Here is a 26,144-nt window from a genome sequence, read left to right as displayed (position 1 = left end):
AACATAGTGTTCTTCGTAAGATGAAAAAAACGTTTAAATACATCTATGCCTTTCACGCTTTCAACACCTCTTCCAATAATTTTTCCACTTCTCCTTCAACACGGATATCTTTTTTTTCTTGTTCCGATAAAGATAAAATTACCGATAATGGGTCAACCGTCTTATTATCGCCAAAGTTTATTTGATATTTAGTAATCTGAATCACACAATCAGGCGTTTCCTCTCGAGGCAATTGCACCCGTTTTTTTAAAGCCAGCAATTCTTCGTTTTCCCGTGTCGTACTAAAAGTCGGATACTCGTTATCGCTAATCATGCTATACCTGCTAAGCGCGGACAAACCGCCTTTCATAAAACCTTGCTCAGTCTGACACGCCTCAAGTCGATATTCGCGCATAACAGGATTGAATAAAAACGGTTGTAAGGTGTTCCAAAAAATTTCCGGCTCACAGAAGCGATTAAAGATTCTAAGCTTCCCTTCCTTAAAAACGAAACGTGGATCAATAGCTTCCATCTCATCAAGTATGCGGGAAGCCGTCATTCTGGATACACCTAATCTTTCAGCAAGTTCAGGCATTGTGAGACGAACCCAACGTTCATAGATCGTCAGTAGCACGAATTTTTGAGCGGAAATGGATAGTTTGTTGATCTCCGGTACTTTCCGCATTTTTTTTTGATTTAAAGCCATACCTAAAAAAGGCAAAAAGACAATCTGTTTGTTCAGAATAAAAGGAATCGACTCCTCTTTCATTTTGGCAATTTTGTAGCGACTGCTTTGCTCAAAAGCGAACAGAATTGGCATATCAAATAAAGATTCTAGTTTGTTTTTATGTTTGTGTAGTGCCACAACTCCGATATGGCCTATTGGATAAGCAACAAGCATGGATATCTCATGAATTTGCCACTTTTCAAAACGGTAATGTTCTTTCAAGTAAAGAGGCATGGCATCATGAAACTCATCCTGTTGGATAGCGGTGTGCAGCATCTTTTCAACGTATTGTCTCACCACAACCAACTCCTTAACGTCTTTTTTACATCTTAACATATAGTATGTTAAGATGTAAAAAAAGACGTTAACATAGATTTTCGAACAAAAAGCTCAAATGAGAAACTTTCCTCCAAGCAGAAAGCTTTTCATCTGAGCTTTAATATTATCCGATTCACGCACTCGTTTTTCCCGTCTTCCTTTCTCCGCTGTTGCGATTACCTGCTGCGCTGCGAGCTTTCATTTGCAGCAGCATTTCAATCAATTCGTCGCGGGCGATAAGCCGGACTCTGTTGGAGCTTGCCAGCTTTTTCGCCTGCTCCGTGCAGTTGCTGTTTGTAACCACCCAGGCTTCATTGGCGCGATAATGGGCTTTGGCGCTTTGCACTTCTTGTACGGCTTTGAGACCGACGTTTTTCTTATACCGCTTGGCTTGTACAACAATGCGATTATTCCCTTTGGTCAAAACCAAATCTGCGCCGTAATCGCCTTGAGCTTGCGTAACTTCGGCTTTGTAGCCTTGAGAGCGAAATAAATGGCCGAGATACTGTTCAAAACGAACGCCGTCCATCTCGTCGATTTCTCCGATTCCGGAACGTTTTAGACGCTCGTTGCGGGAGATCGCCATGTTAATCAGAAGGGCGATTGCCACAGCGATTCCTACGCCTGCGGCAATAAACCCAACCTGTATCGATCCGCTCAAGACCCAGCCTGCTCCGCCCGGTACGATCGCCGCAAGCCCGATAACCCCTTTCACTAATTCCTCTTGCTGCTTGGCTTTGCTTTGTCTTCTTGCCATAAGGACCCCTCCGCGTTGTGGAATGCTGACTTGCTGTAAGTTTAAGCATTCGACGATACGAAGAATATACCTTCCTTTAAATAGATAAAAAGAAAATAATTAATATCGAGACGTTTTACTGCTTCGGTGCGTTTTGCGCGTCCATGCTTTGTCTGAATTCGTCGGCAGGGATAGGACGGCCGAACAGATAGCCTTGGACTTCGTCGCATGCGTTCGCTTCGAGAAAAGCCAGCTGCTCTTCGTTTTCCACACCTTCTGCGATTACGGTGATCTTGAGGTTATGCGCCATCGAAATGATCGCTTTTACGATATCCCGGTCGCCCAGATCGGTCTCGATATCGCGGACGAACGAGCGATCTACTTTCAATCGGCTGATTGGCAGTCTTTTGAGGTAATGCAGGGAGCTGTAGCCGGTTCCGAAGTCGTCGATCGAAATATGCACGCCCATATCGCGAAGCTGCTTCATTTTGTGCGAAGCGGCTTCGACGTCCAGCGTCATGCCTTCCGTAATCTCCAATTCCAAAAATTGCGGCGGGTATCCCGTCTCTTCCAAAATAGTCCGGATCAGCTCGACCAGATTGCGCTGCCTGAACTGTCTCGGAGACAAATTGATCGCCATAATAAAAGGCTCGTAGCCATCGTCGATCCAGCTTTTCCCCTGTCTGCATGCCGTTCGCAGCACCCATTCCCCGATCGGAAGAATCAAGCCGGTTTCTTCGGCCAACGGTATAAAATCGGCGGGCGATATCCATTCCTTTCCTCCACGGTGCCAGCGCAGCAGCGCCTCCGCGCCTATCCGACGCTGCGGGAATAGCGAAATCTGAGGTTGGTAGAACAGATGCAGCTCGTTTTTTTCGAGCGATTTGCGCAAATCGTTTTCCAGCAAAATTCTGGCTCCGGTTTTCGTCTCATTTTCAGGTTCGTACAGCGCGTAGGTGTCTTTGCCTGCTTCTTTGGCTTTGTACATCGCGGCGTCCGCGTGTTGAAGCAGCGCCGCCGCATTGTCGCCGTGCTCGGGATACATGCTGATCCCTACGCTCGGCGTGACGAACAATTCGTAGCCGCCGACTTCGAAAGGCTCGACGAACGCATGCAGGATGCGCTGCGCGGTCACGGCCGCTTCCGACATTTGGCGATCCTGCGTTAAGATCGCGAACTCGTCGCCGCCGTGACGGGCGATACACGAATCCGTATCCAGCGCGTTTTTCAAGCGGGCCGCGATTCGCGCCAGCAACGCGTCTCCCGCGCCGTGCCCGAGCGAATCGTTAACGGTTTTGAACCGGTCCAGATCCAGATAAAGAATCGACAGCTTTTCGCCGTTGCGAGCCGCTTCGGCGATCGAGCTTTCGAGCTTTTCCTGAAAAAATCGCCGATTGGGCAATCCGGTCAAGCTGTCATGGTATGCCATACGGTAAATGATCGAAGCGGAACGTTCTTGTTCGATCGCCAAACGGGCCAGATACCCGGTTTTGCGGATCAATTCCATTTCTTTTTCCGTCGGCAGCCGTTTCACTTCGTAGTACATCGCAAACGTGCCCAGAATCTCTTGCTCGCTGTCGATCAGCGGAAGCGACCAGCCTGCCCGCAGACCGTTGCGAAGCGCGACGTCGCGATAGTTTTCCCACAACTCGCTGCATTCGATGTCTTCGACGACCACGACTTCTTTTCTCGAAACGGATGCGCCGCAAGAACCGCCTTTTTCGCCGATCGGCACGTTTTCGACCGCGTTCATGTAATCGCTCGGCAAGCTCGGCGCCGCAAGATTGGATAACGTGCGGCTTTTTTTGTTATACCGGTGGATCGAGCATTTGGCTCCGGTCTGGTATTCCGCCATACGCAGCAGATTGTCGAGCGTTTCTTCGAGCGGCGTCGATTTGGCGATCATCTCAAGCACTTTGTTTTGATCGTCCAAAATACGCGCCGACTGCTCCTGTTCCGTGATGTCCCGCGAAATGCCGAGCACGCCGACGACCTCTCCGTTTTTCAACAGCGGCACGATCGTCACATGCACCGTGACGACGCCGCCGGTTTTGGAGCGGAACGAAAATTCGGTTTTGTCCGTGCGCTTTTCCGCAAAAACCGCTTGAAAGCTCGCTTTGGATTTTTCGACGTCCGCCGGCAGCAAAAATCGGTTGAAATCGGTATACCGAAGCTCCTCCTGACTGTAGCCGCTCATACGCTCGCCGCTCGGATTAATATCCATGATATACCCTTCGGCATCCAGCAAAAAAACGGCATCCGTGCTGTACGCGTACAACGAACGGTAAATGCTTTGTTCTTCCGCGAGCAGCAGAAAAGCGGATGCCCGCTCTTTCGGCGCGATCAAGTCTTTTTTGGCGTTGCGGGCAGGGTCGGAATCGCGTGCGTACAGATCCGGTCTTGGCCCTTGGCTTTTGGATGGGTTCATGGTCATCTACCTTTCGCTTTCCCTCTTACCTCAAAATACCTTTATTTGCGGTCGTTGTAACAAAAGATAGATGGAAACGCACAATTTTATCCAGATCCGCGCACGAATACCGAAATCGGTCACCTACTATTTTCAAAACAAACCAAAAAACCGGACACGCCGTAAAACGCGCATGTCCGGTTTTCGGTTTCTTCCGTTAGCTCGGAACGTTCAAGCCTACCTTTTTCAACAGCTCGATCAACTGCTCTTTTTCTTGCTCCGACAACACGGAAAACTGATCGGAAATCGCTTGAGCATGTTTGGGAAAAATTTCGTCGAACTGCGACTTTCCTTTTTCCGTCATCTCTACTTTCGATTCCCGTCCGTCTTCCGGATTTTGCCTGCGGATCACCAGCCCTTGCGCTTCCAGCTTGTTGATCACGTAAGTGATACTGCCGCTCGGAATCGCAAATTTCTCGCTGATTTTTTGCACGGGATGCGGTCCCTTACTGTACAGCAATTCCAAAATGCGAAAACTGTCCAGGCTTAACCGATAACTTTTGATCTCTTTTAAAATATGGTTGGAGATCGCTTCGGAAGATTTGCCCCAGATCCGAAACAATCGAAGATCCAACTCCGTTTGCTGCCGATGGGTATTGATAAAAAGTCCTCCCCGATAAGCGGCCTGCCGCCGGTTATCCGAATAAGTGTTGGATATGAAGCCAAAGCACGACGGCGCCGAGCACCAACAAAATGAACGGCATCATCATATTCTGTATTGTGTCCTTAATTTTGAGATGCGTCAATATGGCTCCGACCATCGTGGCTACCACCAAAAGCGCGCCCCAAGCGGCTAACGTTTCATTCCAGATGCCCGCGATCAGCAGAATTGCGGCCGCGACTTCCACCAAACCCGAAAAAACGCGGAACCACGCCGGATAACCGTATGTTTCGAAATTGCTGACCATTTGCTTGGAACCGAACTTCATGACGCCGAACAACGTAAAGCCGACGCCCAGCAGAATTTGCAACACGATAGAAAAAATAGACATGATCGTAAACCCCTCTTTTTCGATTTGCCCTATAATTAGGATAAATAAACCCTAACACTAGGCTATTTGGTTTGTCAATTTGTTTTTCCACCTTTTCTATCTCTCAAAAAAAGGATTGACCGAATTTAATCCTAATGTTAGGCTAATTTCGATTTATCCAATTGATTTTTACTTTGCCGAAAAAGGAGTTCGATTATGCAGCCTTCGTCTTTTGCAATGGAATTTGGAATCAGCACTTTTTTGGAGGCTAACCCGAGAACCTCTTCGATCACCCATGCGGAAAGAATCCGTCAGTCGGTCGAAGAAATCGTGCTTGCCGAACAGGCGGGATTGGACGTCTACGCGATCGGCGAACATCATCGGATCGAATATGCCAGTTCCGCGCCTGCCGTTATTTTGGCTGCGGGTGCGGCAAAAACGAACAGTATTCGCTTATCGAGCGCGGTCACCGTGTTATCTTCGGCCGATCCGGTACGCGTGTATCAGGATTTCGCGACTGTCGATGCGATCTCGAACGGCCGGGCCGAAATCATGGCGGGACGCGGCTCTTTTATCGAATCGTTTCCGTTGTTCGGTTACGACCTGGAGCATTATCACGAATTGTTCGAGCAAAAGTTGGATCTGCTGCTGCGGATTCGCGCTTCGGAAAAAGTGACCTGGTCAGGCAAACATCGGCCGCCTATCGACGATCTGGGCATTTATCCGCGTGCCGAGCAGCATCCGCTGCCGGTATGGATCGGCACGGGAGGAAGCCCGGAATCGGCCGTTCGTGCGGGAGTGCTGGGATTGCCCGTATGCTTTGCGATCATTGGCGGGATGCCGGAGCGTTTTGCTTCTTTGGTCAAATTGTACAAAGACTCAGCTTTGCGCGCCGGGCACGATCCGTCCAAGCTTCAGGTATCGGTTCATTCGCACGGCTTTATCGGAGAAAACGACGGGGAGATTGCCGATCGCTATTTCCCGGCTACCGTCGATCTCGCGAACACGATCGGCGGAGAACGAGGTTTTTCGGCCTATACCCGCCAATCGTTCGAAGCAGCCCGAAGTCTTCGCGGAGCAACCTACGTCGGCGATCCCGAACATGTGGCGGAAAAAATCGTATTGCTGCGCAAAAACCTGGGCCTGACGCGCTTTTTGATGCATGTGGATATTTCCGCTTTGCCTCATCGCGACGTGATGCGCACTATCGAACTGTTCGGTACGCGGGTCGTGCCGATCGTGCGCAAAGAATTGGCACGGCTCGAAAGCTGATATCGGCATATTGAACAAAGCTAACGAAAAGAAGCTTTTCGGCATCTTTGGCGCGCCGAAAAGCTTCTTTTTATTGTTGTACATTGTATCTCGTAGGTTCTATATCTTTAGTCGGAATCCACGCTTTTCGTCAAAATCGCGACCCCGTACGCCGGAAGCTCCAACGTCTCTTGTTCGATCGAAGCACCGAGCAAATCGCTGTAGTCGCCTTTGACTTCAACCCGCGCGGAATCGGCTCCGTAATTCAGCAAGAAAACGCGCTCCGAGCCGTCGGCCGCTTGCCGAATTCCCACTTCGACCTGTTGAGGGGCCTGCAACCACGACGAAACCGGCGAGTCCAATCCAAGCAGATCCAAGATGATGCTTACCGTATCGTCGCCGAAGGCGGCTCCGTAATACCAGGCTTCGCCCGATCCTTGCTTGCGTCTCGTCAATGCCGGACTTCCGGCATAATAGTCGCTTGCGTATTCCGCCAACACCTCCACCGCATTGTCTTCGACCCGCAAAATATCGTTGAACGATTCGGCGAAACTTTCCGGTCCTCCGGCATCTGTCGTCGTCCAGCGCAATGCCGGAGCTTTGACCGTTCCTTTGATCAATGTGAAATCGTCTACCGTAATTCCGCACAGTTCCGCGACCGGTCCCGGGAAAGGCTGCATCCGGCAATGCCCGTGAACGTTTTTGTATCCCGTTCGCGCGCCGAAGATTACTTTTCCGCCTTGCTCGACGTAGGTTTTCAGCAGTTCTGCCGTTTCTTCGCTCAAAATCGCAGCATGCGGATACACGAGCACTTGATACCGAAGCAGCTTTTCCGGATCCGTGCCGACCGCGGACAACGAGACGTAATCGACCGGAATATGCCGATATTGAAGCGTCTTGAACCAAGCATTCGTGCTACGCGCGGTCAACGGTCCGTGCCAGACATCGAATTCGCCGTCCCATTCGTTGTCGTAGTCGCGCAATATCGCAATATTCGCTTGATACGCCGTTCCCGCGATCTTATCGCCGATCTGCGCAAACTCCCGTCCCACCTGCTCCGCTTCGCGCACTCTCCGATTCGGCCGATTGTGGTAATCGTTTAATCCGTGCCAATAGATTTCCGTGCCGACCGTCGCCGTGCGCCAGCGGAAATACAGCACCAGATCCGCGCCATGCAGTACCGATTGATACGTCCATAACCGCATTTGCCCCGGACGAGGCGACGGCATATCTATCCGGTTGACCCAACCTCCCGGCCCTGCCTGCTGTTCCATGATGCAGAAATTAGGCGAGATATCACGGGCGGCGCTCAAGTTCAGGCTCCATTTTCGATCCAGCAACGGATTTTCGTCGGCGCTTGGGAAAATGGTCGAAAACTGTGGGTACGAATCATAGGAGAAGAAGTCCAGCAGTTCGTCGGTCAACGCATGGCTGTCCAAATGGCCGAACAGCCCGTTGGTCGTGATCCAATGATTCGGCGCGACCTCGCGCAAGATATCGGCTTGAATCCGGGCGAACTCAATTACGCTGTCCGAAATAAACCGCTTTTCGTCCAGAGCCAGATGCGGGTTCGGCGAATCGGCAACCGTCGGACGAGGCAAATAAATCTGCCCCCAATCCGTATAGGTCTGACTCCAAACGACCGTTCCCCAAGCCGCATTGAGCGCATCCAGTGTGCCGTATTTACGCTGTGCCCATGCGCGGAATGCGATATGATCCGCTTCGGCATAGAAAACGTTGGTCTCGCAGTTAAACTCGTTGTCGAGCTGCCAACCGACGATTGCCGGATGACTTTTGAAATGTTCGGCCATTTCCCGGGTAATGATCGCACAGAGTTCCCGGTATTTCGGGCTGTTATAGTTGTAATGGCGTCTCATCCCGTGCCGATACAGCGTGCCGTCAGCGGCTGCATTCAATACTTCCGGGTAACGGTGCGTCAACCAGGCCGGAGGTGTCGCCGTCGGCGTTCCCACGATCACGTTCAGACCGTAGCGACGAGCGGCGTCCAAAGCCCGATCGAACAGCCCGAATTCAAACACGCCTTCTTCGGGTTCGAACAGCGCCCAAGCAAATTCTCCGACGCGAATCGTGGAGATGTTCATCTCCCGCATCCGCTTGAAATCGTTTTCCCAGAGTTCTTCCGACCAATGTTCCGGGTAGTAACAGACCCCCAGTTGCAACGTATCCAGTTTGATTGATTTGACCATAATCCGCAGTCCTCCGTTTTCTGTTCATCTATTTTGATTGTAAGCAGATTCCGGAAAACGCGATATAACGGATTCTTGCGCATCTATCACTTTTTTGCGATTTCTTTTCTTAGTAAACCTTTATGAATGATATAATCTCAAAAGAACGTATCAACTCTTTCTCATGACAGGAGACTTTCTTTATGCAGGAGCATATCTTCTTCCCAGCGCCTTCTTTAACGCATTTGCTATGCTATCCCGATTTTATCGGCGGCTATCGCGAACACCCTGCCCATGCGGTCGATCGCCCTGCTCAGAGCGACGATCTGCAACTCAACCGGCTGTACAATTTGCATTTGGTGCAGGGAGGAAAAGGAACGGTTGTATCGGGTGGCCGGAGCTTCGAGTTGGGCGCAGGGAACGGATTTCTGTATGGTCCCGGCGTTGCCCAGCGTTACGCGTCCGGCTTTGCGGAACCGTGGGATATTCGTTGGGTTCATTTTTCCTGCCCGATCGCGGACCGGCTGCTTGGCAACCGAGGGTTGGGCGAAGTATGGATGTTCAGCTTGCCGGATCGGACAGGAATACATGGATGTATGGAGAAACTGCTTGCGCTTGGAAGAGCTTCTGATTTCGGAAAAGAAGCCGAAGCTTCCGCGCTTTTGTATGAGCTGCTGGTACATCTTGTGCACGAAGCTTCGCCGCTGGCTTTGCCTCGCGATCCGTCGATCCCGGGTATCCACGCCGCTGCGGATCGGATTCGCAGCCAGTGCGCAAATCCCGAACTGTCCATTGCCGAGATCGCAGGCTCCAGCGGCTACAGCATTCCTTATTTCAGCCGTAAATTCCACCAACTGATGGGACGAACGGCGAGCGTCTATTTGCTGGAAGCCCGAGTGCTGCGCGCCAAGCAGCTTCTGGTATCCACCAACCTGACGGTAAAAGATATCGCGCTTGCTTCGGGCTTTTCGCAAAGCAGCTATTTTATTCAATGTTTTCGAAAAGTACAACGAATGACGCCGGAGCAGTTTCGGGTGAGCAGACGGGCCTAGCTATTCAACCTGCCGCTTGCCTGCGGATCGAACAGAACGGAGCGCGCCCATTCCGCAGGCAAGCGTAAGCAACACTTGAACGTCACGCTTTGAAATAATCCCCCTGTTCCATTTCTTCGCTCAAGCTTCGCTGCTCGGGCTTCCATCCCAGCCGTTCGCGCGTCTGTTCGGAAGAAACCGGATTGTCCGCCGCCGCGAAAGACGCCAGCCAGCCGAAATATGCTCCGGCTTTTTCCGGTTGCAGCGATCGCACCGGTTTTCCGGTATGCCTGCCGATGCTTTCGGCGATCTGCCTGAACGGCATGCCGTTTTCTGCGACGGCATGAAACCGCGAACCGGCTGCTCCTTGCTCGGCAGCCAGCGCGAACAGCTTCGCCGCGTCCGATCGGTGCACGGCCGCCCAACGATTCATGCCGTCGCCGACGTAAGCAGCCTCGTTTTTCGATCGGGCGATCCGGATCAATGAAGGCAAAAGACCGCCCCGGTCCCCCGTTCCGTACACGATCGGCGGCAAACGGACCAACGACGGGGAGATTCCAAGCCTTTCAAGCTCGAACAAGGTCCGTTCGGACGCCACCCGACCGCCTCCGACCGAACCGGGTTCTCCCGCGTCGTTTTCTTTTCCGACCGCTCCCGCTTTCAACGTCATCGTGGGTATCGCGATAACGATCGTACCGCCGTTTCGCGACAACCCTTCGCCCAACGCGCGGATCGCCCGGCACTCCGCTCCGACCGCCTCCCCCATGAACCGCGTCGGAATATTACTTGGGCTTCCGCCGAGCAAAATACGCGTTTTCGCCGCGAAACCCGCCTGCGAAAACTTATGAAAAAAAGCCGTATGAATAACCGCGTCCATTTCTTTCGCCGCGTTTCGCAGCAGCTCCTCGCTTTCGATCGATCCCCGGATCGTTCGAACTCCGTCTTTTTCCAAACGCTCGGCCGCTTCTTTTGACCTGACCAGCCCGACCGTTTCATGACCGCGTTGCTGAAGTTCCCGTACGATTGCGGAACCGACGAATCCGTTTGCTCCCGTTACCAACACTTTCATATTCCCATCTCCTTCGATGATCGATCCCGATGCTTTTTTCGGATTGTCTTTTCGGCTTGCGATCAGTATATAAGATTCGCTCGAACGATCTTTGACTGTTTCGCGCCGTTTTTTGCCCAATCCGACGAAACATCAGATAAACCGAATAACCCGCAAAGCCTGAGGCTGCGGGTTAAAGGCGATAAAAGATCGAAGCAGTCGGAAGCGGCGGACAGCGATTGTTTTACAAACTCGTTTCGGTTTGTTTCCATTTGGCGATATCCCGGTTAGGCGGACTGCCGAACAACCGACGGTAATCGCGGCTGAACTGCGCGTCGCTGATATAACCGACCAGCCCGCAGGCCGTTGTCGCATCGTGTTCGCCCACCAGCATCAAACGGCGCGCTTCCTGAAGACGCAGCTCTTTTTGATACTGAAGCGGGCTCATGGACGTGACGGATTTGAAATGCGCCCGAAACGACGACTCGCTGAGATGAACGCGCTGCGCCAACTCCGCCATTTTCAACGGTTCGGCAAAATGGCTCTGAAGCCAGGCGATTGCTTCGGCAATACGCCGTACGTTTGATTCCGCCAGCGCCGTCTCCGCCACATGGACGCCGATCGGGCTGCGCAGCAAGCGGATAAAAATTTCGTCTGTCGCGAGCGCAGCCAGCAGACCTCCGTCTTCGCGGTCATCCAAACAGGCGACCAAACGGGAGATCGCGGCAATCAGCTCCGGTTCGGATTCCAGCACGTATTTGGCACGATACGATTTGGCTGTCGGCAACCCGTCCGGAAAAACGCGGGGAATGAGCGCGGCGATTTTTTGCGGATTCAGATACACGCCGACGCCCAAAAAAGGCTCTGTCGCGCTGGCCTGAACCGTTTGCATCCGTACCGGGATCGCGACGGGCACCACAATGATCTTCGAACCGCCGTATTCCGTTTCCTCTGCGCCGACTTTGACGGTTTTTTTGCCCTGCGCAACCATCCCTATCGTCGGCCAATACATCGTATAGGAATAATCGGAAGGTTCCACCTGCGAATAACGGTTCAGATACAAGCCCGGAATCGACGACTCGCCTGTTCCGTCTTTATGAATATGGGAAGCGATCAACAAAGCCAAGCGTTTCGTTTCTGATTCGGCTTGACTGCGTTTTTTTTCCGAAAAGGAACCGTCGCTTTTATGCAGCATATGGATCTCCTCCCGCTTAACAGATTCGAAACGACAATCACTACAAAAAGCCTGTCGATCCGCGACAGGCTTTTTTTTCAAATACGTGTGCTCAACTCCAACTGGATATCCAGCTCTTTGACAATTTCCTCGTATACTTCCGGACCGGTACTTTGCCACACGATCGAATCCTGTCTCAAAAAACTGAGCACGCGCTCCCCGCTTTCGTTGAATCGGTTCAATAGTGCTCCGTCCAGCTTTAGATGAATCGTTTGCTGCAAAATCACCGTGTACTGCTCGCAAATCTCGGTCTGGTCGAGCTTTTGTCCGGGTGTCAAAGGCAACCATTCGTAAGCGCCGCTCTCCACAATATCGGACGATCCCTCAATATACGTCATCGAAGAATCTTTCATAAAAACTTTAATAAGAATCAAAATAGCTTGCAATTTTTTTCTCAATACTTCTTTGTCGCTCATCTTAGGGTCCCCTTGCACATTAAGATCGAAGCGCCCCATCGCCCTCATCTATGTACCCGTCCATTTTATAAAAAGTTAAGCAACCGTTCAATAGCAAATAAATAAAATTTCTTCATTGTAAAATAAAGTATCGAGCCTTTTGCGAAGCCAAAAAGCCATTACGGTCTTCAAAGATATAGTTTACACGTTGCAAGCAAGCGGAGACAAATTCATGACATTACGGCTTTGAAAGAGTGCTGAGCTAAAATCTGCTAAAATATAAATAACTGGAACAGGCAAAGGAGAAATACCACATGAATAAAAAACCGATACTTGGCATTTTTGCGGCATTTGCCCTACTCTCGGGTTGCGGCTCTAACGCCAACACGACTAACCTTGAGGAATCGACTGCCCAGACTGCCGAATCTTCAACAACGACGCCTACGGACACGACCGAAACAGAAGCGCAAGAACCGTCTGTTGAGGAAGCCCAAAAGCCTACTGCTTCGGAGAAACTCGCTCTGGACTATCTGAATACCTATGTAAACAACTCCGATGTAGAAGAAAAAAAGAAATTTGTCACCGAACATATCCATCCCGATGCACAGGCTTTATTCGATACCGACAAACTAGCGGAGACAGAGTCCGAACTTAAAGTGCGCCATCCTGTGGTGATCGAGTCCGTCGACTATACAGATGAAGACGGAGTGCAGACCGACGCTGTGCTGCTGCAAGGCGAAACCCGGCATAGACTATATAATGAAGTCGTCGTTTTGGTTGCGGATAACAAAATCAAATGGGCCACGGAAACTCCGCGAGGAGCCGAGTTCGCAAAAATTCGCAGCGAATTCCAAACTCCTGTTCCAGCCGAAACAACGCCGCCTTTGACTGTTTTGGACGAGCTAGTCAATTTTATGATTGTCGATATATGGAACGAAGGTTTTGCCCAGTTCCATTATTATACGCTCAACGGTAAAAATGCTTACGGCGAGCCGTTGGATCAAGAAGCCGTGATGAATCATCTATCCACTGTCATGAGCAAAAAGCAAGAATATGACGTCTACATCGACACGTTGGACGAAAATTACGAGGATGTGAAAAAAAGCTGGGCGCCGCTGTCGCAAGAGACCGACCGCTTGTACGCCCAACTTTTAAAGCAGCTCCCCAAGCCCAAAGACCCCGACACCGATTTTGATACCGCATCTTTTCAACAGAATCGGGACGATTTTCAGCAGATCATCGACGACAAGCTTGCTCCTTGAGGCATTGCAGCTTTCTCGTTGTTAAAGGCCGCTACCGAACACTTTGACCTCCCAAAGCTGCGGCGTATACCAGTTCCCGGGGTTGTTCCAGAGATCGGCGTCGACCAGATTGATTCGGACGTAACGCGCCTGGGCGCTCAACGTATCCGACGTGAACCCGTACGTTGTATTGCCTGTGCGATCGAGCGCCACCGTCCAATTTACGTTGTCGGTACTGGTCTCGATCTTATACTTGTAAAAAGCTTCCGAGCCGTTCACCATGTACCAGGAGATCTGGACGTTTTTGATATTATTCACCGCACCCAGATCGACTTTCCACCAATGCGGCCACGTTGCTCCGGAAGCGACCCATTTGCTCTGATAGTTCCCATCATTGGCATACGTAGCCGGAGAAGCGGCCAACTGCGTTTGCGCGGTGGCCGTTTTCCCTTGCGACAGCAGCGTGCCGTTCGATATCCCGTTCACGGCTCCCGTCGCCGCATCCAAACTGATACTGTCGTAATAATCCAAAGACGCGGTCGTTCCGTTTAAAGTCAAAGGCAACCAGACATACCGGGAATCGCCCAGCGTCGACGGATTCCAACGGTCTCCCACGTAGACGTACGAAGTCGCGCTCGACCCCTGCACCGGGAAAATGAACGCCGGTTGCGTGTAAAACGTCGACGAATTGCCGAGCGGCTTCAATTCCGACCACGGCCCGTTCAAGTTGGTCGCGGTGGAGTACATCGCCTGATTCGGATACCAACCGCTGGCGCCCGACGTGATCAGATAATACGTGGAGCCTTTTTTGGCGATCGCCGGCGCTTCGCGGTGAGCGCCTTGGTATACGGTATTCATTTGCTGCGCGATCCCGAGATAATCCGGCGTTAGCCGGTACATTAACAGGTCGTAATTATTGTTGGACGAGGACACCAGATAAGCTTGACCGTCGGTGTCTTTGAACAACGTCATATCGCGGGACGCGTTCTCATTGGGCCGGAAGCTGCCGCGGTAAGTGAACGGTCCTGTCGGCGTCGGCGAAGTCGCTACCGCGACTCTGGCCAGCGTGTATCCGGCCCCGTCTTCGTAATGCGCCCACATCACGTATTGTTGGGTCGATTCGTTGTAAATGACTTTGGGTCTTTCGATCTTGGCGGATTGCAGTTCCGGATCGGATGCAGTCGTCAACGCATAACTGCGCCAGGTCCAGTTTTTCAGGTTCGTGGACGAATAGACGGTAACGGCTTTGAAATTGGCGCTGTTATGAATCTTGTCTTCGCCGTACCAATAATACGTATCGCCCACTTTGAGGATGGAACCCGCATGCGCTTGAAGCGAAGCGTTATTCACGTCTTTCCACGCCGTGCCATTCGCGATCGTTTGCGGCGCGGCCCATGCAGGCGTCTGATTCAGTGGTAAAAGAATTGCGACAAGCACTACGACCAACAGCATATTCAGGCTCTTTTTCATCGTTCGACCTCGCTCTATTTGGGATTTTATATCGGCAATCGTTTGAAGCTTGAAAGAAGAATCCGGACGAAAGCGCGTCCGGCACCGATTTTTTCCGCTACCTTTAGTTTATTGAATACCGGCTTTCTGAAGATAAGTTTCCCACTGCTTTTTGTACTCGGCCTGGATCTTTTCCAGTCCCGCCTGTTTGGCTTTCTGCATGAAATTGGCAAGGCCGCCTTCCACGTCTTCGACCAGACCGGCTTCCAGCGGATAAAGATATTGCTTCTCGACCTGCTCAAGGGCCGCTCTTTCCGCCGCATAAGTGGAGTAGTCCTCGGCGAAACCGGTGAAAAGATCCGGCGTCTGCACCTTGTCCAACTCGGCAAAAATTTCTTTTACTTTATCGTAGGATTTGTCGAATAACATATAGTCGGGATTACGCCACGCCCAGCCGTTCATGGCTTCGCGCGGGAATCCGTTTGTTTCGGCCGTGCCCACCATTTTGTAATACCCATTCTCTACCGTATAGTTGGTTCCTTCGAATCCGTATTCGGTCAATTGATTGTAGCGTTTATCCAGTACCAGCTTTTCATAGAAAGCAAGCGCACGTTCCGGATTCTTGCTGCTGGTCGGAACGGCGAAGCCGTTGTGAACCGGATGAACCGGCATCGCGTATCCCAGTGTCTCGGCAAAAGGTGTATACCCCAGATCCCAGTCCGGATGATTGGCCTGCATTTGGCTCAACATCTCGCTGTAACGGTTCGGGTTGTCGCCGAACATGCTCGCTGCTTTGCCCGTCGACACCAGATCTTGGGCCGAATCTTTGGAATTCAGCACATTTTTTGAAATGTAACCGGCTTCCTGCCAGCGTCTAAAGGTCGACAATTCTTTTTTATGCTCGTCGGAGCCCCAGTATGAATAAACATTTGCCGGATCCTGCTGTTTGATTCCGATTCCGTAAGGCATGGCGCCGATCATGCCATTAAGAGACTGATACGTATCGGCAAGCACCGCGTCGACGGCGCTTGTAAAAGCAGCCGGCATCATATCCGGTTCGTTGGCTTTGATTCCCGCCATATACTCTTCGTAACTCGCCAGGTCTTTAGGAACCGGAAGATCGTATTTTGCGCGCAGATCTTCGCGATAAACGAATCCCGGCGTTACGTATTCCTTGTAGGTTGAAGGTACCGTATAGATTTTGCTATCGACTCGCACCGCGTTCCACATATCTTCCGGCACGAATTTTTGCAACTCGGGCGCGGCTTTCGGCAGCAGATCATCAAGCGGAAGAAAAGCTCCACGCTTGGCGTAAGCCGAATACTGCGTCCAGTCGGCAGTATAGATCAGATCAATATTTTGGCCGGTAGAGAGCAGCAGCTTGTACTTTTGATCCCAATCTGTCCAGGTCGTATAATTGAAATGGACGGTCGTATTCAAGTCCTCCTTTGCCATTTTATTAAGCTCCGCTTCCACCTTCCCCATGTCTTTCGGAGCATTGCCCAGCATATACACTTGAAGCTCGACGGGCTTGGCGTAAGTCCCTTCTTGCGTGTTACCGCTTTCAACAGTGGAGTTGGATGTTCCTCCTCCGCAGCCTGCCAGCAAACCGAACGACAACGCGGCGGTTAAAAGTAAAGAAAAGCGTTTGCCTGTTTTTTTACTCATGTTTATCCTCCCTTTTGTTTATACCTTATATGTCAGCCGGATGCCCGTTCAAGGGCATCCGAACATAACCGAACCGGAACCCAGCGCCTCTCAGCCTTTTACCGCTCCGATGGTCAAGCCTTTGACGAAATAACGCTGAATAAACGGATACAGGAACAAAATCGGTCCCGTCACGACAATCGCCATCGCCATCTTCATTGCTTCGGTAGGCATGTCCGCTCCCAGCGAAATGCCAGTACCGGCTCCCATTTGCGCCATAAAGGAAGCGGAGTTGATTACGTTATATAAGTAGAACTGCAACTGGTATTTGGAGGTATCGTTGATGAAAAGGGACGATAGGAACCAATCGTTCCAATACCCCAATGCAAGAAACAAGCCCACTGTGGCAATACCCGGCATCGAAAGCTTAAGCACGATTTGCCAGTAAATCCGGAAGTCGCCCGCACCGTCGATCTTCGCCGAATCGAATAATTCTTCGGGCACGGCAGACCGGACAAAATTTTTCATCAGGATAATCAGAAACGGCGTCATCAAATGTGGCAGAATCAGTACGGCGTAAGTATCCATAAGATGCAAATACTTGGTGATCAAAATGTACCAGGGCACAAGACCGCCGCTGAACAAGGTAGTAAAGTAAACAAAGAACGAGAATTTATTGCGGTATTTGAAATCTTTTCGCGAAAGGACATATCCGGCCATTGTCATAAAAAACAATCCCGTTGCTGTACCGATTGCGGTCGTACCGATAGTAACGGCGTAAGCGGTCAGCACCTCCTGCGGAAAAGCAAAAACCATTTTGTATCCTTCAAGCGAAAATTCGCTGGGAATCAAACTGTAGCCGTTGCGGATAATGGCATCGTTACTGGTGAGAGAGGCGGAAACGATGAGCAAAAACGGAAGCAAACACGCCAGTGAAATCAGAATAATAACGATATAGGCAATCACGCGGAAAGACCGCATATGGGAATCATCTTGAATTTTCATCGCGAACTTTCCTCCTTTAGAATAAAGCATACTCGTCATTGATTTTGCGGATAATATAGTTCACTGTCATGATCAAAATAAAACCGAACATGGACTGATAAACGCCAGCAGCTGTCGCCATCCCCATATCGAACGTAACTTTCAGCGAACGGTACACGTAGGTATCAAGAATATCCGTCGTATTATAGAGCAGGCCGTTATTGCCGATCATTTGATAGAATAGATCGAACTGGCCTTTCATAATGCTTCCGAGCGCAAACAGCAGTAGAACGATAAATGTGGATTTAAGCATCGGCACCGTAATATGGAAAATGCGCTGCCAGATATTAGCTCCGTCCATTTTGGCCGCTTCGTAGTATTCTTCGCTGATTCCGGTAATAGCCGCAAGATAAATGATCATGTTGTAGCCGAGATTTTTCCAAAGGTAAAAGATGATAATCAGGAAGATCCAGATCCAGGGCTTGTTGTAGACATCGACCGGAGACATGCCGAACTGTTTCAGCAAAGTATTCAAAAAACCGCTATCATAATTAAAAATGTTATAGACGATAACGCTCAGAATTACGAAAGAGACAAAGTAGGGTAGGAACATAATCGACTGGGTGACTTTCTTGAATAGTTTCCCACGCAATTCGGTCAGCAAAATCGCGATCGCGATTGCCAGCGTATGACCAAGCACAATAAAAGCGATATTGTATCCGATCGTATTGAAAGTCAATTTAAGAAGCGTTCCAGACTGCCATAAAAATTTGAAATTTTGCAATCCGACGAACGGCGCGTTAAACATGGTTGTATTGAAATCGAACTGAACGAATGCATAATAGATGCCCACCATCGGCGCGTAAGAAAAAATTAGAAAAAAAACGACTGTGGGAAGCAGCATCAAAAATAAAACGCGGTTGGTTACAAGTTCATTCAGGAAGCCTTTTTTCTTTTTGAGGCGCGTTCCTTTTGCTTCAGCGTTCCGATTAAGTTCGGCTTCCAGGGAGGATACACCCGTGGACGAAGTCTGGTTCAATTGCTTTCACTCCCTATTAAATAAATGATATCGTTTCGCGGCCAAATACTTTCGACACCTGGTTCTGCAGAACGTCCCGGAAACATGTTCACCATACTTCGCCGGAAGAAAATGGGGAAGTCAAACCTGCGCATTATAGTGAACAAAACCAAAAAAGCAATTATGTACATAAATGTATGAGAAGTGCACGGCACGAAAAGTATCAAAAACGCAAAAGCCGGTTGATCGCGCTTTCAAAGCATTTTAAGATAGAAATGAAGAATCGCCCACCGGCCTTTATTCCAGAATCGGCGATTTGAAAGGAGATGTTATGCGAACCGGTATTTCGCTTCCCAAAAGCCTGCTTTACGGAAAACTGTTAATTACCATTGTTTTGTGCATTTCGATTACTTTGCTGGTTTCCACTTTCATTTACTATACGTACTATACGGGAGTCGAGAAAAATCAAGTATTTGCATCGGATGTAGACAATCTGAGTCAAACAAGTCGGGAAGTCATCAACCTGAACGACATTTCGCAGTCGCTTTCTTTTCAAATTTACAGAAATAGCATGATCGCTAACCTCCTGTATTACCGTCAGCCTTCGATCTATGATGTGAACGCCTCGATGATCGATCTGCGAAACTATCTGAACGCGATGCCTTTTATCGATTCGATTTATGTATACAATTCCGCCAACCGTTCTTTTTACGTCGTCTCCAAGACTAACGAAGACGGTACATTCTTGACGGAAAATATGGCCGATCAAGATGTCGTCGAGCGTTTGGAACGATTCAAAAAGCTCAAGCCCTTCGTGCCGATCCCCCGGCTGTTGGGCGAAGCGGAAACCAACGTCTCTCCGACTCCGGTTTATACCTTCTTTTTATTCGATGCGATCAATCCCGAGCAAAAAGTCGATTCGGCGGTCGTCATCAATATTTCGGCTTCATGGGTCAATAAAGAATTCAGCGGCTTCAATCCCGACTCTAATTCCTATATTCTGGACGACCAGGGACATTTGCTCTCGGGAAGCACGCTTGCCGAAGCTTCGCTCTCTTCCAAAGAAAAAAGCACGCTGACCGCTCATATCCGAAATGGTAACCAGGGATATTACGTCGACGTGGTCGGCGGGCAATCGTCGCTGGTTTCCTTTACTTCGAAGGATTCGCTCGGCTGGCAGTATGTCCGTATCACTCCATACGAACAGATTATTTCCAAAACCAAGTCGATTCGAAATATGACCCTATTCTTCGCTCTGTTGATTTTGTTTGTCGGAATTTTTGTTTCCGCTTTGCTTTCCAGACGGCTGTACCGACCCTTCGAGCGGATGGCCGACGAGATGAAACTGCTGCAAAGCGAAAAAAGAGACAATATGTTCACGCTGAGGCAAAATTCTTTGCGCGATCTTATTCTAACCGATAAGAACGGAGTGTCTTCCGCAAAAAAAGAAAGACTGCTACGGCTCGGAATCTCAACTGATTTCGATAATGGTTACCGGATCACGGTGCTGCGAATCGATCATTATCAGGAACTGTTGTCCGAAAGAGGGACTTCTATGGCTTCTTATAAATTCGCCATTATGAATATTGCTTCGGAAATTTGCGGACAAGACTATCTGGTAGAAGGCGTGGATATGAACGACGACTCGGTTGTGCTGCTTCTGGCAGCCAAATCGGACGAGCCGACGGTGGGGGACGAGCATTTCCAGACTTTGCTGCTTCAGTGTCACGAAGCCTGCGGCGAATATTTGAAAATCGGCATTTCCAGCGCATATAGCCCGTTATCCGCTCAGACGGACACTCCGGCCGGACGGTATGCGGAAGTTCGGGATGCTTCTTTATACCGCTTCTATGCCGGCCATGGAAGCTGCATAAGTTCTGCTGAGATAGCGGCATTGCATAGGGACGATGACTACGTGTATCCGGCCGATATGGAAAAAAAAGTGACGGATGCTCTCGCTGCTGGTAAAGCAACCGAAGCAGCCGAAGTCTGGTACGACATCATCATAGAAACGCAAACGTATCCTTATTCGGCCCTCAGCCTCGCCCTGTCCCGGCTTGTAGTAACGATTCGTTCCGTTTCCGAACAGATCCGCCGACACAGCGCACTTTCGCTGGAAGGAATGAGCGAGATTCCGAACGCTGCCGATTATGAGACTTTTGAAGACCTTCATTACGCCTATCAAGAATGGTTTGAGGAATTTTCCGAAAGGTTGGCTAATAAGCGCAGCGGAAAGCAAAGTGACTTAATACATTTGATAGACAAAAAAATTATCGGTTCATATGCAGATCCCAATCTAAACCTCAATCAAATTGCCGATGAATTGGAGATGTCGCCTGTTTATATCAGTCGACTGTATAAACAACAAACATCGACAACTATTATGGATGTCGTGATGCAAATGCGTTTAAAAGAAGTCTGTCGACTGTTGGAAGAAACGAATCATTCGGTTTCTACGATTGCCGAACAAACCGGCTTTACAAGCAGCTCCTACCTGCATCGAATATTCAAACGCCACTTCAACGTCACACCGATCGAATATCGCCGAACGGCGCGTATATGAGTCGTGTTTCATAAACAAAAATAAACCCTGTTCCTGAACAGGGTTTATCGGATTGCCTTGTCTTCACACTTTGATTTTCCGCCCTTTCCAGCTCACGGAATGGAAAATATTCACCCTGATAAACGAATACAGATAGATGCCTATAAAAAACGAAAACCAGATCGGATATACAACAAAAATCGCTTTTTTGAAATTCCCTACCCTGCCGGCGAACCATGCGGTTTGAACGATGTACAAAAGATATAAAAACCCGCTCAGCAGCACTGCCGTGAGATTAGGCTCAAACAACGAAGAAATCAGAAATCCCGCTGCCGTGAACCCGCCGACGATCCAGAAAACGACCATAAGCATCACGGCGGGATGCGTCGATTTGGAACCGACGGCAAAACTTTTGCACCAGCCTTCGATCAGACTGCCTATGCCTTCCGGATACATGCGCAAAGAAATAATCCCTTTGCCGCCGAGGCAGCGGACAGGCAACCCTTGTTCGACAAACGCTTCCCCCAGCGCCAGATCGTCCATGATCGCCCCTTCGATTTTTTGATGTCCGCCGGACAAAAAATAATCGTTCCGATCGCATAAAATGCACGGACCGAACGAACCGGCGGTTTTGAAGCGCGAGCCCCAAACGGTGAACAAATTCATTCCGACCACGACGATAATGTTGAAAATGACAGAGATATGCTCGTACAACCGCTCGACGGTATGAAAAGGTTGAAGCGCCATGATGCCTCTGGCTCCTTGATCCCGATAAAAATGCAGCAGATCGCGAAGTCCGTCCGTGCCGACGAATTTCGTATCCGCGTCCAGAAACAACAACCAGCTTCCTTCGGCCTGCCGGGCGCCGTGCCAGCAAGCCGATGATTTCCCGGCTCCTTCGCCGCGCAGCACTTTGGCGCCGAAACTTGCCGCGACCGCCGCGGTGCCGTCCGAAGAATCGTCGTCCACTACCAGAATTTCGAATCGGACGAACCTTTGCTCTTGCAAAGACTTCAACAAAGGCACGATCCGGCTTTCTTCGTTTCTGGCCGGAATGATAATAGACAAAAACGGCAAGCCTTTCGAAGATCCCGCGGAGGAAAAAGGCACCGGCAGCGACCAAAACATTAGAACGCCGACGATCAAAGCCGCAAATCCGATGATCCACCTGACCATGTCCAAAGACGTCATGCGATTCCCTTCCTTTCTCTGATTACGCGCATTACAGCAGCCACTTTCTCAACAATTTCAAAGCTTTCAGGTTTCGTTCCGAATAAGGCGGGAATTTACCGGGAAAGCGCAAATAGTGATAAGTGCGGACGCTCGTTTTTTCGTAGCCGAAAGCGCGGAACCCGGCTTTGCCGTGGTAAGCGCCGTATCCGCTTTTGCCGACGCCTCCGAACGCGATATGGGGACTGGCGGCATGATGGATCACTTGGTTGATACTGGTCGTCGAAGAACGCATATATTCGTTGAAGCGTTGAATATGATGCTTGTCGGCGCTAAACAGGTACCCGGTCAGCGCATCGCGCTGAAGGCCGCCGCCCGAATACAACGCGTTCAAGTCGGTATACGGAATGACCGGAAGAACCGGACCGAAAATTTCTTCTTCCAAAACCGGACTTCCCGGCGGAATATCGGTTAACACGGTCGGCGCGACGAACCGGTTGGCGCGGTCATGCCCGCCCCCATGCCGCACCGTGCCCTGACCGATAAACCCGATTACTTTTTGAAAATGGTCGTCGGTACAAATTCTTCCGAAATCGCCGCTGTTCTGAGGCTGTTCTCCGTAAAAAGCGGACAGCGCGGCCGAAATTTCGTTCAGCGTTTGCTCGTAGACGGATTGATGGACAAAAAGGGTATCCGGCGCGATGCACGTTTGTCCGGCATTCAAAAATTTTCCCCAAACGATGTCTCTGACGGCAGCTTTGGAAAAGCCCGTTTCGTCAAGAACGCACGGATTTTTTCCGCCCAATTCCAGAATTACCGGCGTCAGCCGCTTGGCTGCCTGATCGGCGACCCGTTTGCCCGTTCGTCCGCTGCCCGTGAAAAAAATCAAATCGAACGGAGCCGAAGTCAGCAAGCTGGCGGTATGTCCGTCTCCTTGGATGACATGGATCTGTTCGGGAAGAAAAGCCTCTTTAATGATTTTTTCCAGCAGATCGGCTGTTGCGGGCGCGTATTCCGAAGGTTTGATCACGCACGAGTTTCCGCCTGCGATCGCCCCGATCACCGGCATGAGCGTAAGCTGAACCGGATAATTCCACGAACCGATAATCAATACGCTGCCGTGCGGTTGCCGCTTTTTGCGAAGAACCTCGATATAGCCCAATTTGAGCTGCGCGGAGCCGGTCGATCGGTTCCATCTGCCCAAATGTTTGCATACATGATCGATTTCGTTCAACAAAACGGCAAGCTCCGACGAAAACGATTCGAAAGGCGGTTTGCCCAAATCGGCATGCAGCGCCTCGGTCAAAGCTTGTTCATGTTCCAAAAGAATGCTTTTCAGCTTCAGAAGCTGTTTTGTGCGCATTTGATTCGAAGGAATTCCCCGGGATAACAACGCTTCGCGCTGCTTTTCAGGCCATACGGCCAAAAAACGGCTTTTATCGTCCGGCATGGGAAACGTCCTTTTGCACGATTTTTTTGCTGACAAGTTGTCCGCTTAACGTAACCATAGGCATTCCGCCTCCCGGGTTTACGGTTCCGCCCACGAAAAACAGATTGGTGTAGCGTTCGCTTTGTTTGGGATGTTTGAATCCTTTATTCTTTTTGCGATCCGACACGGTTCCGTAAATCGCGCCCCGGTCGGAACCGTACGTGTTTCGGATATCTTCCGGCGTCCATACGTCTTTGGTGACGATATTGGCGCGCAGATCGTGCAAGCCCATTTTTTCCAATTTGATCAGGACGCGCTCCGCAAATTGCTCGTACTCTTGCCGGCTGATCGGTTTCTCATCCTGAATATACGGAATATGGGGCAGCACTTTGATATTTTCGTGGCCCGCAGGAGCTTGCGACGGATCGGTTTTATTGACGTTCACCAAATAAATGACCGGATCGTCGGGCAAGGTGTGCTCATGGAAGATAGACTCCATTTGCTGCTTCATGTTTTCCGCGAAAAAGAAATTATGATGGCGAAGCTGCGGATAGCTCGTTTTGACGCCCAAGTGCATAACCAGCCCCGAACTCGCAGGTTCGAATTTTTTTTTCAATTTATCCACGAAGCGGCTGTCTTCTTCCAGCAATCGCTCGTAAACCGGGATGACTTCCATATTCGACACGTAGTAATCGGCGGTCAACCGGGTTCCGTTCTCCAAAAAAGCGCCTGTGATTTCGTCATTGTTTTTGTCCAGCTTGGCGATCGGCGTACCGAGATGGAAAACGACTCCTTCTTCTTCGGCCAGCTTCACCAAACCGTCCGCCAGCTTATTCAATCCGCCCGGCACATACCATACGCCCTGGTCATGCTGCATGTAAATCATCATATTCAATACGGCAGGCGCGTCGTAAGGCGACGAACCCACGTATTTGATAAAATAAGACAACATATCGCGCAACTGTTTGTTGCTGATCCGTTTGTCGATGGCTCCGTGAACGCTGGAAAACAAATCGAAATTTTTCAAGGCCGCAAACAAGCTCGTATGTTTCATGATCTCCATCGTTTTATCCGCGCCGTGCTCGAAATACGTTTTGTCCGTCAGATCGTAAATCTTTTTCGAATACTGAAGCAAATCCCGATACTCCCGCATGTCTTTTTCGCTCAAAGACGGATTTTTCTCCTGCATGTCTTGAAGGTCTTCGTACAGATCGATCCGGTTGCCGTCAGGAAAAAACGAGCGCCATTGGTGGTCCAGCCTTTCGATAGGAACGTAATCTTTCATTTCTTTGCCGCTGGCGGCGAACAAATTTTCGAAGATCTTGGGCATCGTCAAAATAGACGGACCCAAATCGAAGCCGAAACCGTCCTGATCCAACCGGTTCAGCTTGCCTCCGATATGGTCGTTTTTTTCGTATAACGAAACTTCGTATCCCGCTTGCGCCAAAGAAATAGCCGCCGACAATCCTCCCAGCCCGCCTCCGATAACCAATACGCTTTTGTTTGTCGTTTTCACTTGTCGGTTTGCTCCTTTTCGTGGTGCGAAAATGCCGTTTCTTTGAGGGTGTTCGCGATCATGTCCCAAGCTTCTTCCGCTTTTTCTTTCGGACCCAGATGGGTAAACGCATGCTTGCAATCCGCGAAGATCTTTTTTTGGACCTTGACTCCGGACGTTTTCAATTTCTCCGCGTAACGTTCCGCTTCGGGTCTGAACGCGTCGTATTCCGCGATCAGAATAAGAGCGGGCGCCAAGGTATCGCTGATTTCCGCGTAAACGGGAGACGCGAGCGGATTTTCCGCCTGCCCTTTTTCCGGAACGTAACACATATTCAAAAAATGGGCGGCTTGAGGAAAGCGCGCACGCATTTTCAGCGGTTCCGGTTTGTCCGCATGCGGGGTAACGAAATCCAGCATCGGATAAGTCAGCACCTGAAGCAGCGGCTGGGCTTCGCCTTTTTGTTCCAAATAAAGACAAAGGGCGGCAACCAGATTCGCGCCGGAGCTTTGTCCGCCGACCATTATTTTTTCCGCATCGATATTCAATTCTTCGGCATGGGTCTTGATCCATCGAAATACTTCGTACAATTGTTCGATCGGTTTGGGAAACGGATACTCCGGCGCTTTGGCGTACTCCATATTCACGACGACGCATCCCGCGATATTGGCCAGGTGACGGCAATACGGATCATCCATGTCTTTTTTATTCATAATAAAAGCTCCGCCGTGGAGATTGATATAAACGGGGAGCTTTCGCGTGTCGGCTTCCAACGGATAATACACGGAAATGTCAGCCGTTTTGACGGAGGTTTCGATTTTCATCT

At 50.1% G+C, this 26,144-nt stretch carries 21 protein-coding genes; 4 read left to right on the top strand and 17 right to left on the bottom strand.

Annotation, left to right across the window (positions count from 1 at the left end):
- Positions 1-52: 52 nt before the first annotated feature.
- From WKI47_RS22540 to WKI47_RS22520, 5 genes are all read right to left on the bottom strand, one after another.
- Positions 53-1,003: a MarR family transcriptional regulator gene (locus WKI47_RS22540; RefSeq protein WP_340229439.1), complete on the bottom strand. Its 951-nt coding sequence runs from the start codon at positions 1,001-1,003 to the stop codon at positions 53-55.
- A 154-nt stretch (positions 1,004-1,157) separates the two neighbouring features.
- Positions 1,158-1,781, bottom strand: a complete 624-nt coding sequence (locus WKI47_RS22535; RefSeq protein ID WP_340229438.1) for a restriction endonuclease — start codon at positions 1,779-1,781, stop codon at positions 1,158-1,160.
- A gap of 115 nt (positions 1,782-1,896) precedes the next feature.
- Entirely contained in the window at positions 1,897-4,188 is a 2,292-nt protein-coding gene (locus WKI47_RS22530; RefSeq protein ID WP_340229437.1) for a bifunctional diguanylate cyclase/phosphodiesterase, read from the bottom strand.
- 196 nt (positions 4,189-4,384) lie between these two features.
- On the bottom strand, positions 4,385-4,789 hold the full coding sequence (locus tag WKI47_RS22525) for a MarR family transcriptional regulator (RefSeq protein ID WP_340229436.1): 405 nt from the start codon (positions 4,787-4,789) through the stop codon (positions 4,385-4,387).
- A 73-nt stretch (positions 4,790-4,862) separates the two neighbouring features.
- Positions 4,863-5,219: a DoxX family protein gene (locus WKI47_RS22520; RefSeq protein WP_340229435.1), complete on the bottom strand. Its 357-nt coding sequence runs from the start codon at positions 5,217-5,219 to the stop codon at positions 4,863-4,865.
- Positions 5,220-5,435: 216 nt separating this feature from the next.
- On the opposite strand from WKI47_RS22520, the gene WKI47_RS22515 reads away from it, so the two are divergent.
- Positions 5,436-6,470: an LLM class flavin-dependent oxidoreductase gene (locus WKI47_RS22515; RefSeq protein WP_340229710.1), complete on the top strand. Its 1,035-nt coding sequence runs from the start codon at positions 5,436-5,438 to the stop codon at positions 6,468-6,470.
- A 107-nt stretch (positions 6,471-6,577) separates the two neighbouring features.
- On the opposite strand, the gene WKI47_RS22510 is transcribed toward WKI47_RS22515, so the two are convergent.
- On the bottom strand, positions 6,578-8,656 hold the full coding sequence (locus WKI47_RS22510) for a beta-galactosidase (protein ID WP_340229434.1): 2,079 nt from the start codon (positions 8,654-8,656) through the stop codon (positions 6,578-6,580).
- A 182-nt stretch (positions 8,657-8,838) separates the two neighbouring features.
- On the opposite strand from WKI47_RS22510, the gene WKI47_RS22505 reads away from it, so the two are divergent.
- A complete protein-coding gene (locus WKI47_RS22505) occupies positions 8,839-9,687 on the top strand; it encodes an AraC family transcriptional regulator (protein ID WP_340229433.1) in 849 nt (282 codons plus the stop codon).
- Positions 9,688-9,769: 82 nt separating this feature from the next.
- Here the strand turns inward: WKI47_RS22505 and WKI47_RS22500 are convergent, their stop codons facing one another.
- The 3 genes from WKI47_RS22500 to WKI47_RS22490 form a co-directional block, all read right to left on the bottom strand.
- Complete coding sequence (locus WKI47_RS22500) at positions 9,770-10,735, bottom strand: SDR family oxidoreductase (protein ID WP_340229432.1); 966 nt, start codon at positions 10,733-10,735, stop codon at positions 9,770-9,772.
- Positions 10,736-10,958: 223 nt separating this feature from the next.
- Positions 10,959-11,909 (bottom strand): AraC family transcriptional regulator, encoded by a 951-nt coding sequence (locus WKI47_RS22495; RefSeq protein WP_340229431.1) that lies wholly within the window; start codon positions 11,907-11,909, stop codon positions 10,959-10,961.
- A gap of 77 nt (positions 11,910-11,986) precedes the next feature.
- On the bottom strand, positions 11,987-12,364 hold the full coding sequence (locus WKI47_RS22490; protein ID WP_340229430.1) for a hypothetical protein: 378 nt from the start codon (positions 12,362-12,364) through the stop codon (positions 11,987-11,989).
- A gap of 293 nt (positions 12,365-12,657) precedes the next feature.
- On the opposite strand from WKI47_RS22490, the gene WKI47_RS22485 reads away from it, so the two are divergent.
- Positions 12,658-13,605: a hypothetical protein gene (locus WKI47_RS22485; protein ID WP_340229429.1), complete on the top strand. Its 948-nt coding sequence runs from the start codon at positions 12,658-12,660 to the stop codon at positions 13,603-13,605.
- 21 nt (positions 13,606-13,626) lie between these two features.
- Here the strand turns inward: WKI47_RS22485 and WKI47_RS22480 are convergent, their stop codons facing one another.
- From WKI47_RS22480 to WKI47_RS22465, 4 genes are all read right to left on the bottom strand, one after another.
- Positions 13,627-15,054 (bottom strand): family 43 glycosylhydrolase, encoded by a 1,428-nt coding sequence (locus WKI47_RS22480; RefSeq protein WP_340229428.1) that lies wholly within the window; start codon positions 15,052-15,054, stop codon positions 13,627-13,629.
- 108 nt (positions 15,055-15,162) lie between these two features.
- Positions 15,163-16,701, bottom strand: a complete 1,539-nt coding sequence (locus WKI47_RS22475) for an extracellular solute-binding protein (RefSeq protein WP_340229427.1) — start codon at positions 16,699-16,701, stop codon at positions 15,163-15,165.
- A 90-nt stretch (positions 16,702-16,791) separates the two neighbouring features.
- Positions 16,792-17,685: a carbohydrate ABC transporter permease gene (locus tag WKI47_RS22470; RefSeq protein WP_340229426.1), complete on the bottom strand. Its 894-nt coding sequence runs from the start codon at positions 17,683-17,685 to the stop codon at positions 16,792-16,794.
- A gap of 16 nt (positions 17,686-17,701) precedes the next feature.
- A complete protein-coding gene (locus WKI47_RS22465) occupies positions 17,702-18,568 on the bottom strand; it encodes an ABC transporter permease (protein ID WP_340229709.1) in 867 nt (288 codons plus the stop codon).
- A 445-nt stretch (positions 18,569-19,013) separates the two neighbouring features.
- Here WKI47_RS22465 and WKI47_RS22460 point away from each other — a divergent pair, with 445 nt between their 5' ends.
- Entirely contained in the window at positions 19,014-21,245 is a 2,232-nt protein-coding gene (locus WKI47_RS22460) for an AraC family transcriptional regulator (RefSeq protein ID WP_340229425.1), read from the top strand.
- A gap of 63 nt (positions 21,246-21,308) precedes the next feature.
- Here WKI47_RS22460 and WKI47_RS22455 read toward each other — a convergent pair whose 3' ends face one another.
- From WKI47_RS22455 to WKI47_RS22440, 4 genes are read right to left on the bottom strand one after another with little or no spacing between them, the layout of a single operon-like run.
- Positions 21,309-22,415 (bottom strand): glycosyltransferase, encoded by a 1,107-nt coding sequence (locus tag WKI47_RS22455; RefSeq protein ID WP_340229424.1) that lies wholly within the window; start codon positions 22,413-22,415, stop codon positions 21,309-21,311.
- 31 nt (positions 22,416-22,446) lie between these two features.
- On the bottom strand, positions 22,447-23,844 hold the full coding sequence (locus tag WKI47_RS22450; RefSeq protein ID WP_340229423.1) for an aldehyde dehydrogenase family protein: 1,398 nt from the start codon (positions 23,842-23,844) through the stop codon (positions 22,447-22,449).
- Positions 23,831-25,339: a phytoene desaturase family protein gene (locus WKI47_RS22445; RefSeq protein WP_340229422.1), complete on the bottom strand. Its 1,509-nt coding sequence runs from the start codon at positions 25,337-25,339 to the stop codon at positions 23,831-23,833. Before WKI47_RS22445 ends, WKI47_RS22450 begins: the two co-directional genes overlap by 14 nt.
- Complete coding sequence (locus WKI47_RS22440) at positions 25,336-26,142, bottom strand: alpha/beta hydrolase (protein ID WP_340229421.1); 807 nt, start codon at positions 26,140-26,142, stop codon at positions 25,336-25,338. Before WKI47_RS22440 ends, WKI47_RS22445 begins: the two co-directional genes overlap by 4 nt.
- Between the last annotated feature and the right edge of the window lie 2 nt (positions 26,143-26,144).

Origin of the sequence: Saccharibacillus sacchari, from assembly GCF_037722395.1 — a bacterium.
In the GTDB taxonomy this organism is placed as follows: Bacteria; Bacillota; Bacilli; order Paenibacillales; family Paenibacillaceae; genus Saccharibacillus; species Saccharibacillus sacchari_A.
Note: the sequence above shows the minus strand (reverse complement) of the source record. Positions and strands in the feature narration are given on the sequence as shown.

Bases quoted from the DNA above. Each gene is read 5' to 3' on its own strand.
- WKI47_RS22440 (WP_340229421.1), bottom strand. From the start codon at position 26,142: ATGAAAATCGAAACCTCCGTCAAAACGGCTGACATTTCCGTGTATTAT.
- WKI47_RS22510 (WP_340229434.1), bottom strand. From the start codon at position 8,656: ATGGTCAAATCAATCAAACTGGATACGTTGCAACTGGGGGTCTGTTAC.
- WKI47_RS22520 (WP_340229435.1), bottom strand. From the start codon at position 5,219: ATGTCTATTTTTTCTATCGTGTTGCAAATTCTGCTGGGCGTCGGCTTT.
- WKI47_RS22480 (WP_340229428.1), bottom strand. From the start codon at position 15,054: ATGAAAAAGAGCCTGAATATGCTGTTGGTCGTAGTGCTTGTCGCAATT.
- WKI47_RS22465 (WP_340229709.1), bottom strand. From the start codon at position 18,568: ATGCTGCTTCCCACAGTCGTTTTTTTTCTAATTTTTTCTTACGCGCCG.
- WKI47_RS22490 (WP_340229430.1), bottom strand. From the start codon at position 12,364: ATGAGCGACAAAGAAGTATTGAGAAAAAAATTGCAAGCTATTTTGATT.
- WKI47_RS22495 (WP_340229431.1), bottom strand. From the start codon at position 11,909: ATGCTGCATAAAAGCGACGGTTCCTTTTCGGAAAAAAAACGCAGTCAA.
- WKI47_RS22535 (WP_340229438.1), bottom strand. From the start codon at position 1,781: ATGGCAAGAAGACAAAGCAAAGCCAAGCAGCAAGAGGAATTAGTGAAA.
- WKI47_RS22450 (WP_340229423.1), bottom strand. From the start codon at position 23,844: ATGCCGGACGATAAAAGCCGTTTTTTGGCCGTATGGCCTGAAAAGCAG.
- WKI47_RS22455 (WP_340229424.1), bottom strand. From the start codon at position 22,415: ATGACGTCTTTGGACATGGTCAGGTGGATCATCGGATTTGCGGCTTTG.
- WKI47_RS22485 (WP_340229429.1), top strand. From the start codon at position 12,658: ATGAATAAAAAACCGATACTTGGCATTTTTGCGGCATTTGCCCTACTC.
- WKI47_RS22505 (WP_340229433.1), top strand. From the start codon at position 8,839: ATGCAGGAGCATATCTTCTTCCCAGCGCCTTCTTTAACGCATTTGCTA.
- WKI47_RS22500 (WP_340229432.1), bottom strand. From the start codon at position 10,735: ATGAAAGTGTTGGTAACGGGAGCAAACGGATTCGTCGGTTCCGCAATC.
- WKI47_RS22515 (WP_340229710.1), top strand. From the start codon at position 5,436: ATGGAATTTGGAATCAGCACTTTTTTGGAGGCTAACCCGAGAACCTCT.
- WKI47_RS22475 (WP_340229427.1), bottom strand. From the start codon at position 16,701: ATGAGTAAAAAAACAGGCAAACGCTTTTCTTTACTTTTAACCGCCGCG.
- WKI47_RS22470 (WP_340229426.1), bottom strand. From the start codon at position 17,685: ATGAAAATTCAAGATGATTCCCATATGCGGTCTTTCCGCGTGATTGCC.
- WKI47_RS22460 (WP_340229425.1), top strand. From the start codon at position 19,014: ATGCGAACCGGTATTTCGCTTCCCAAAAGCCTGCTTTACGGAAAACTG.
- WKI47_RS22530 (WP_340229437.1), bottom strand. From the start codon at position 4,188: ATGAACCCATCCAAAAGCCAAGGGCCAAGACCGGATCTGTACGCACGC.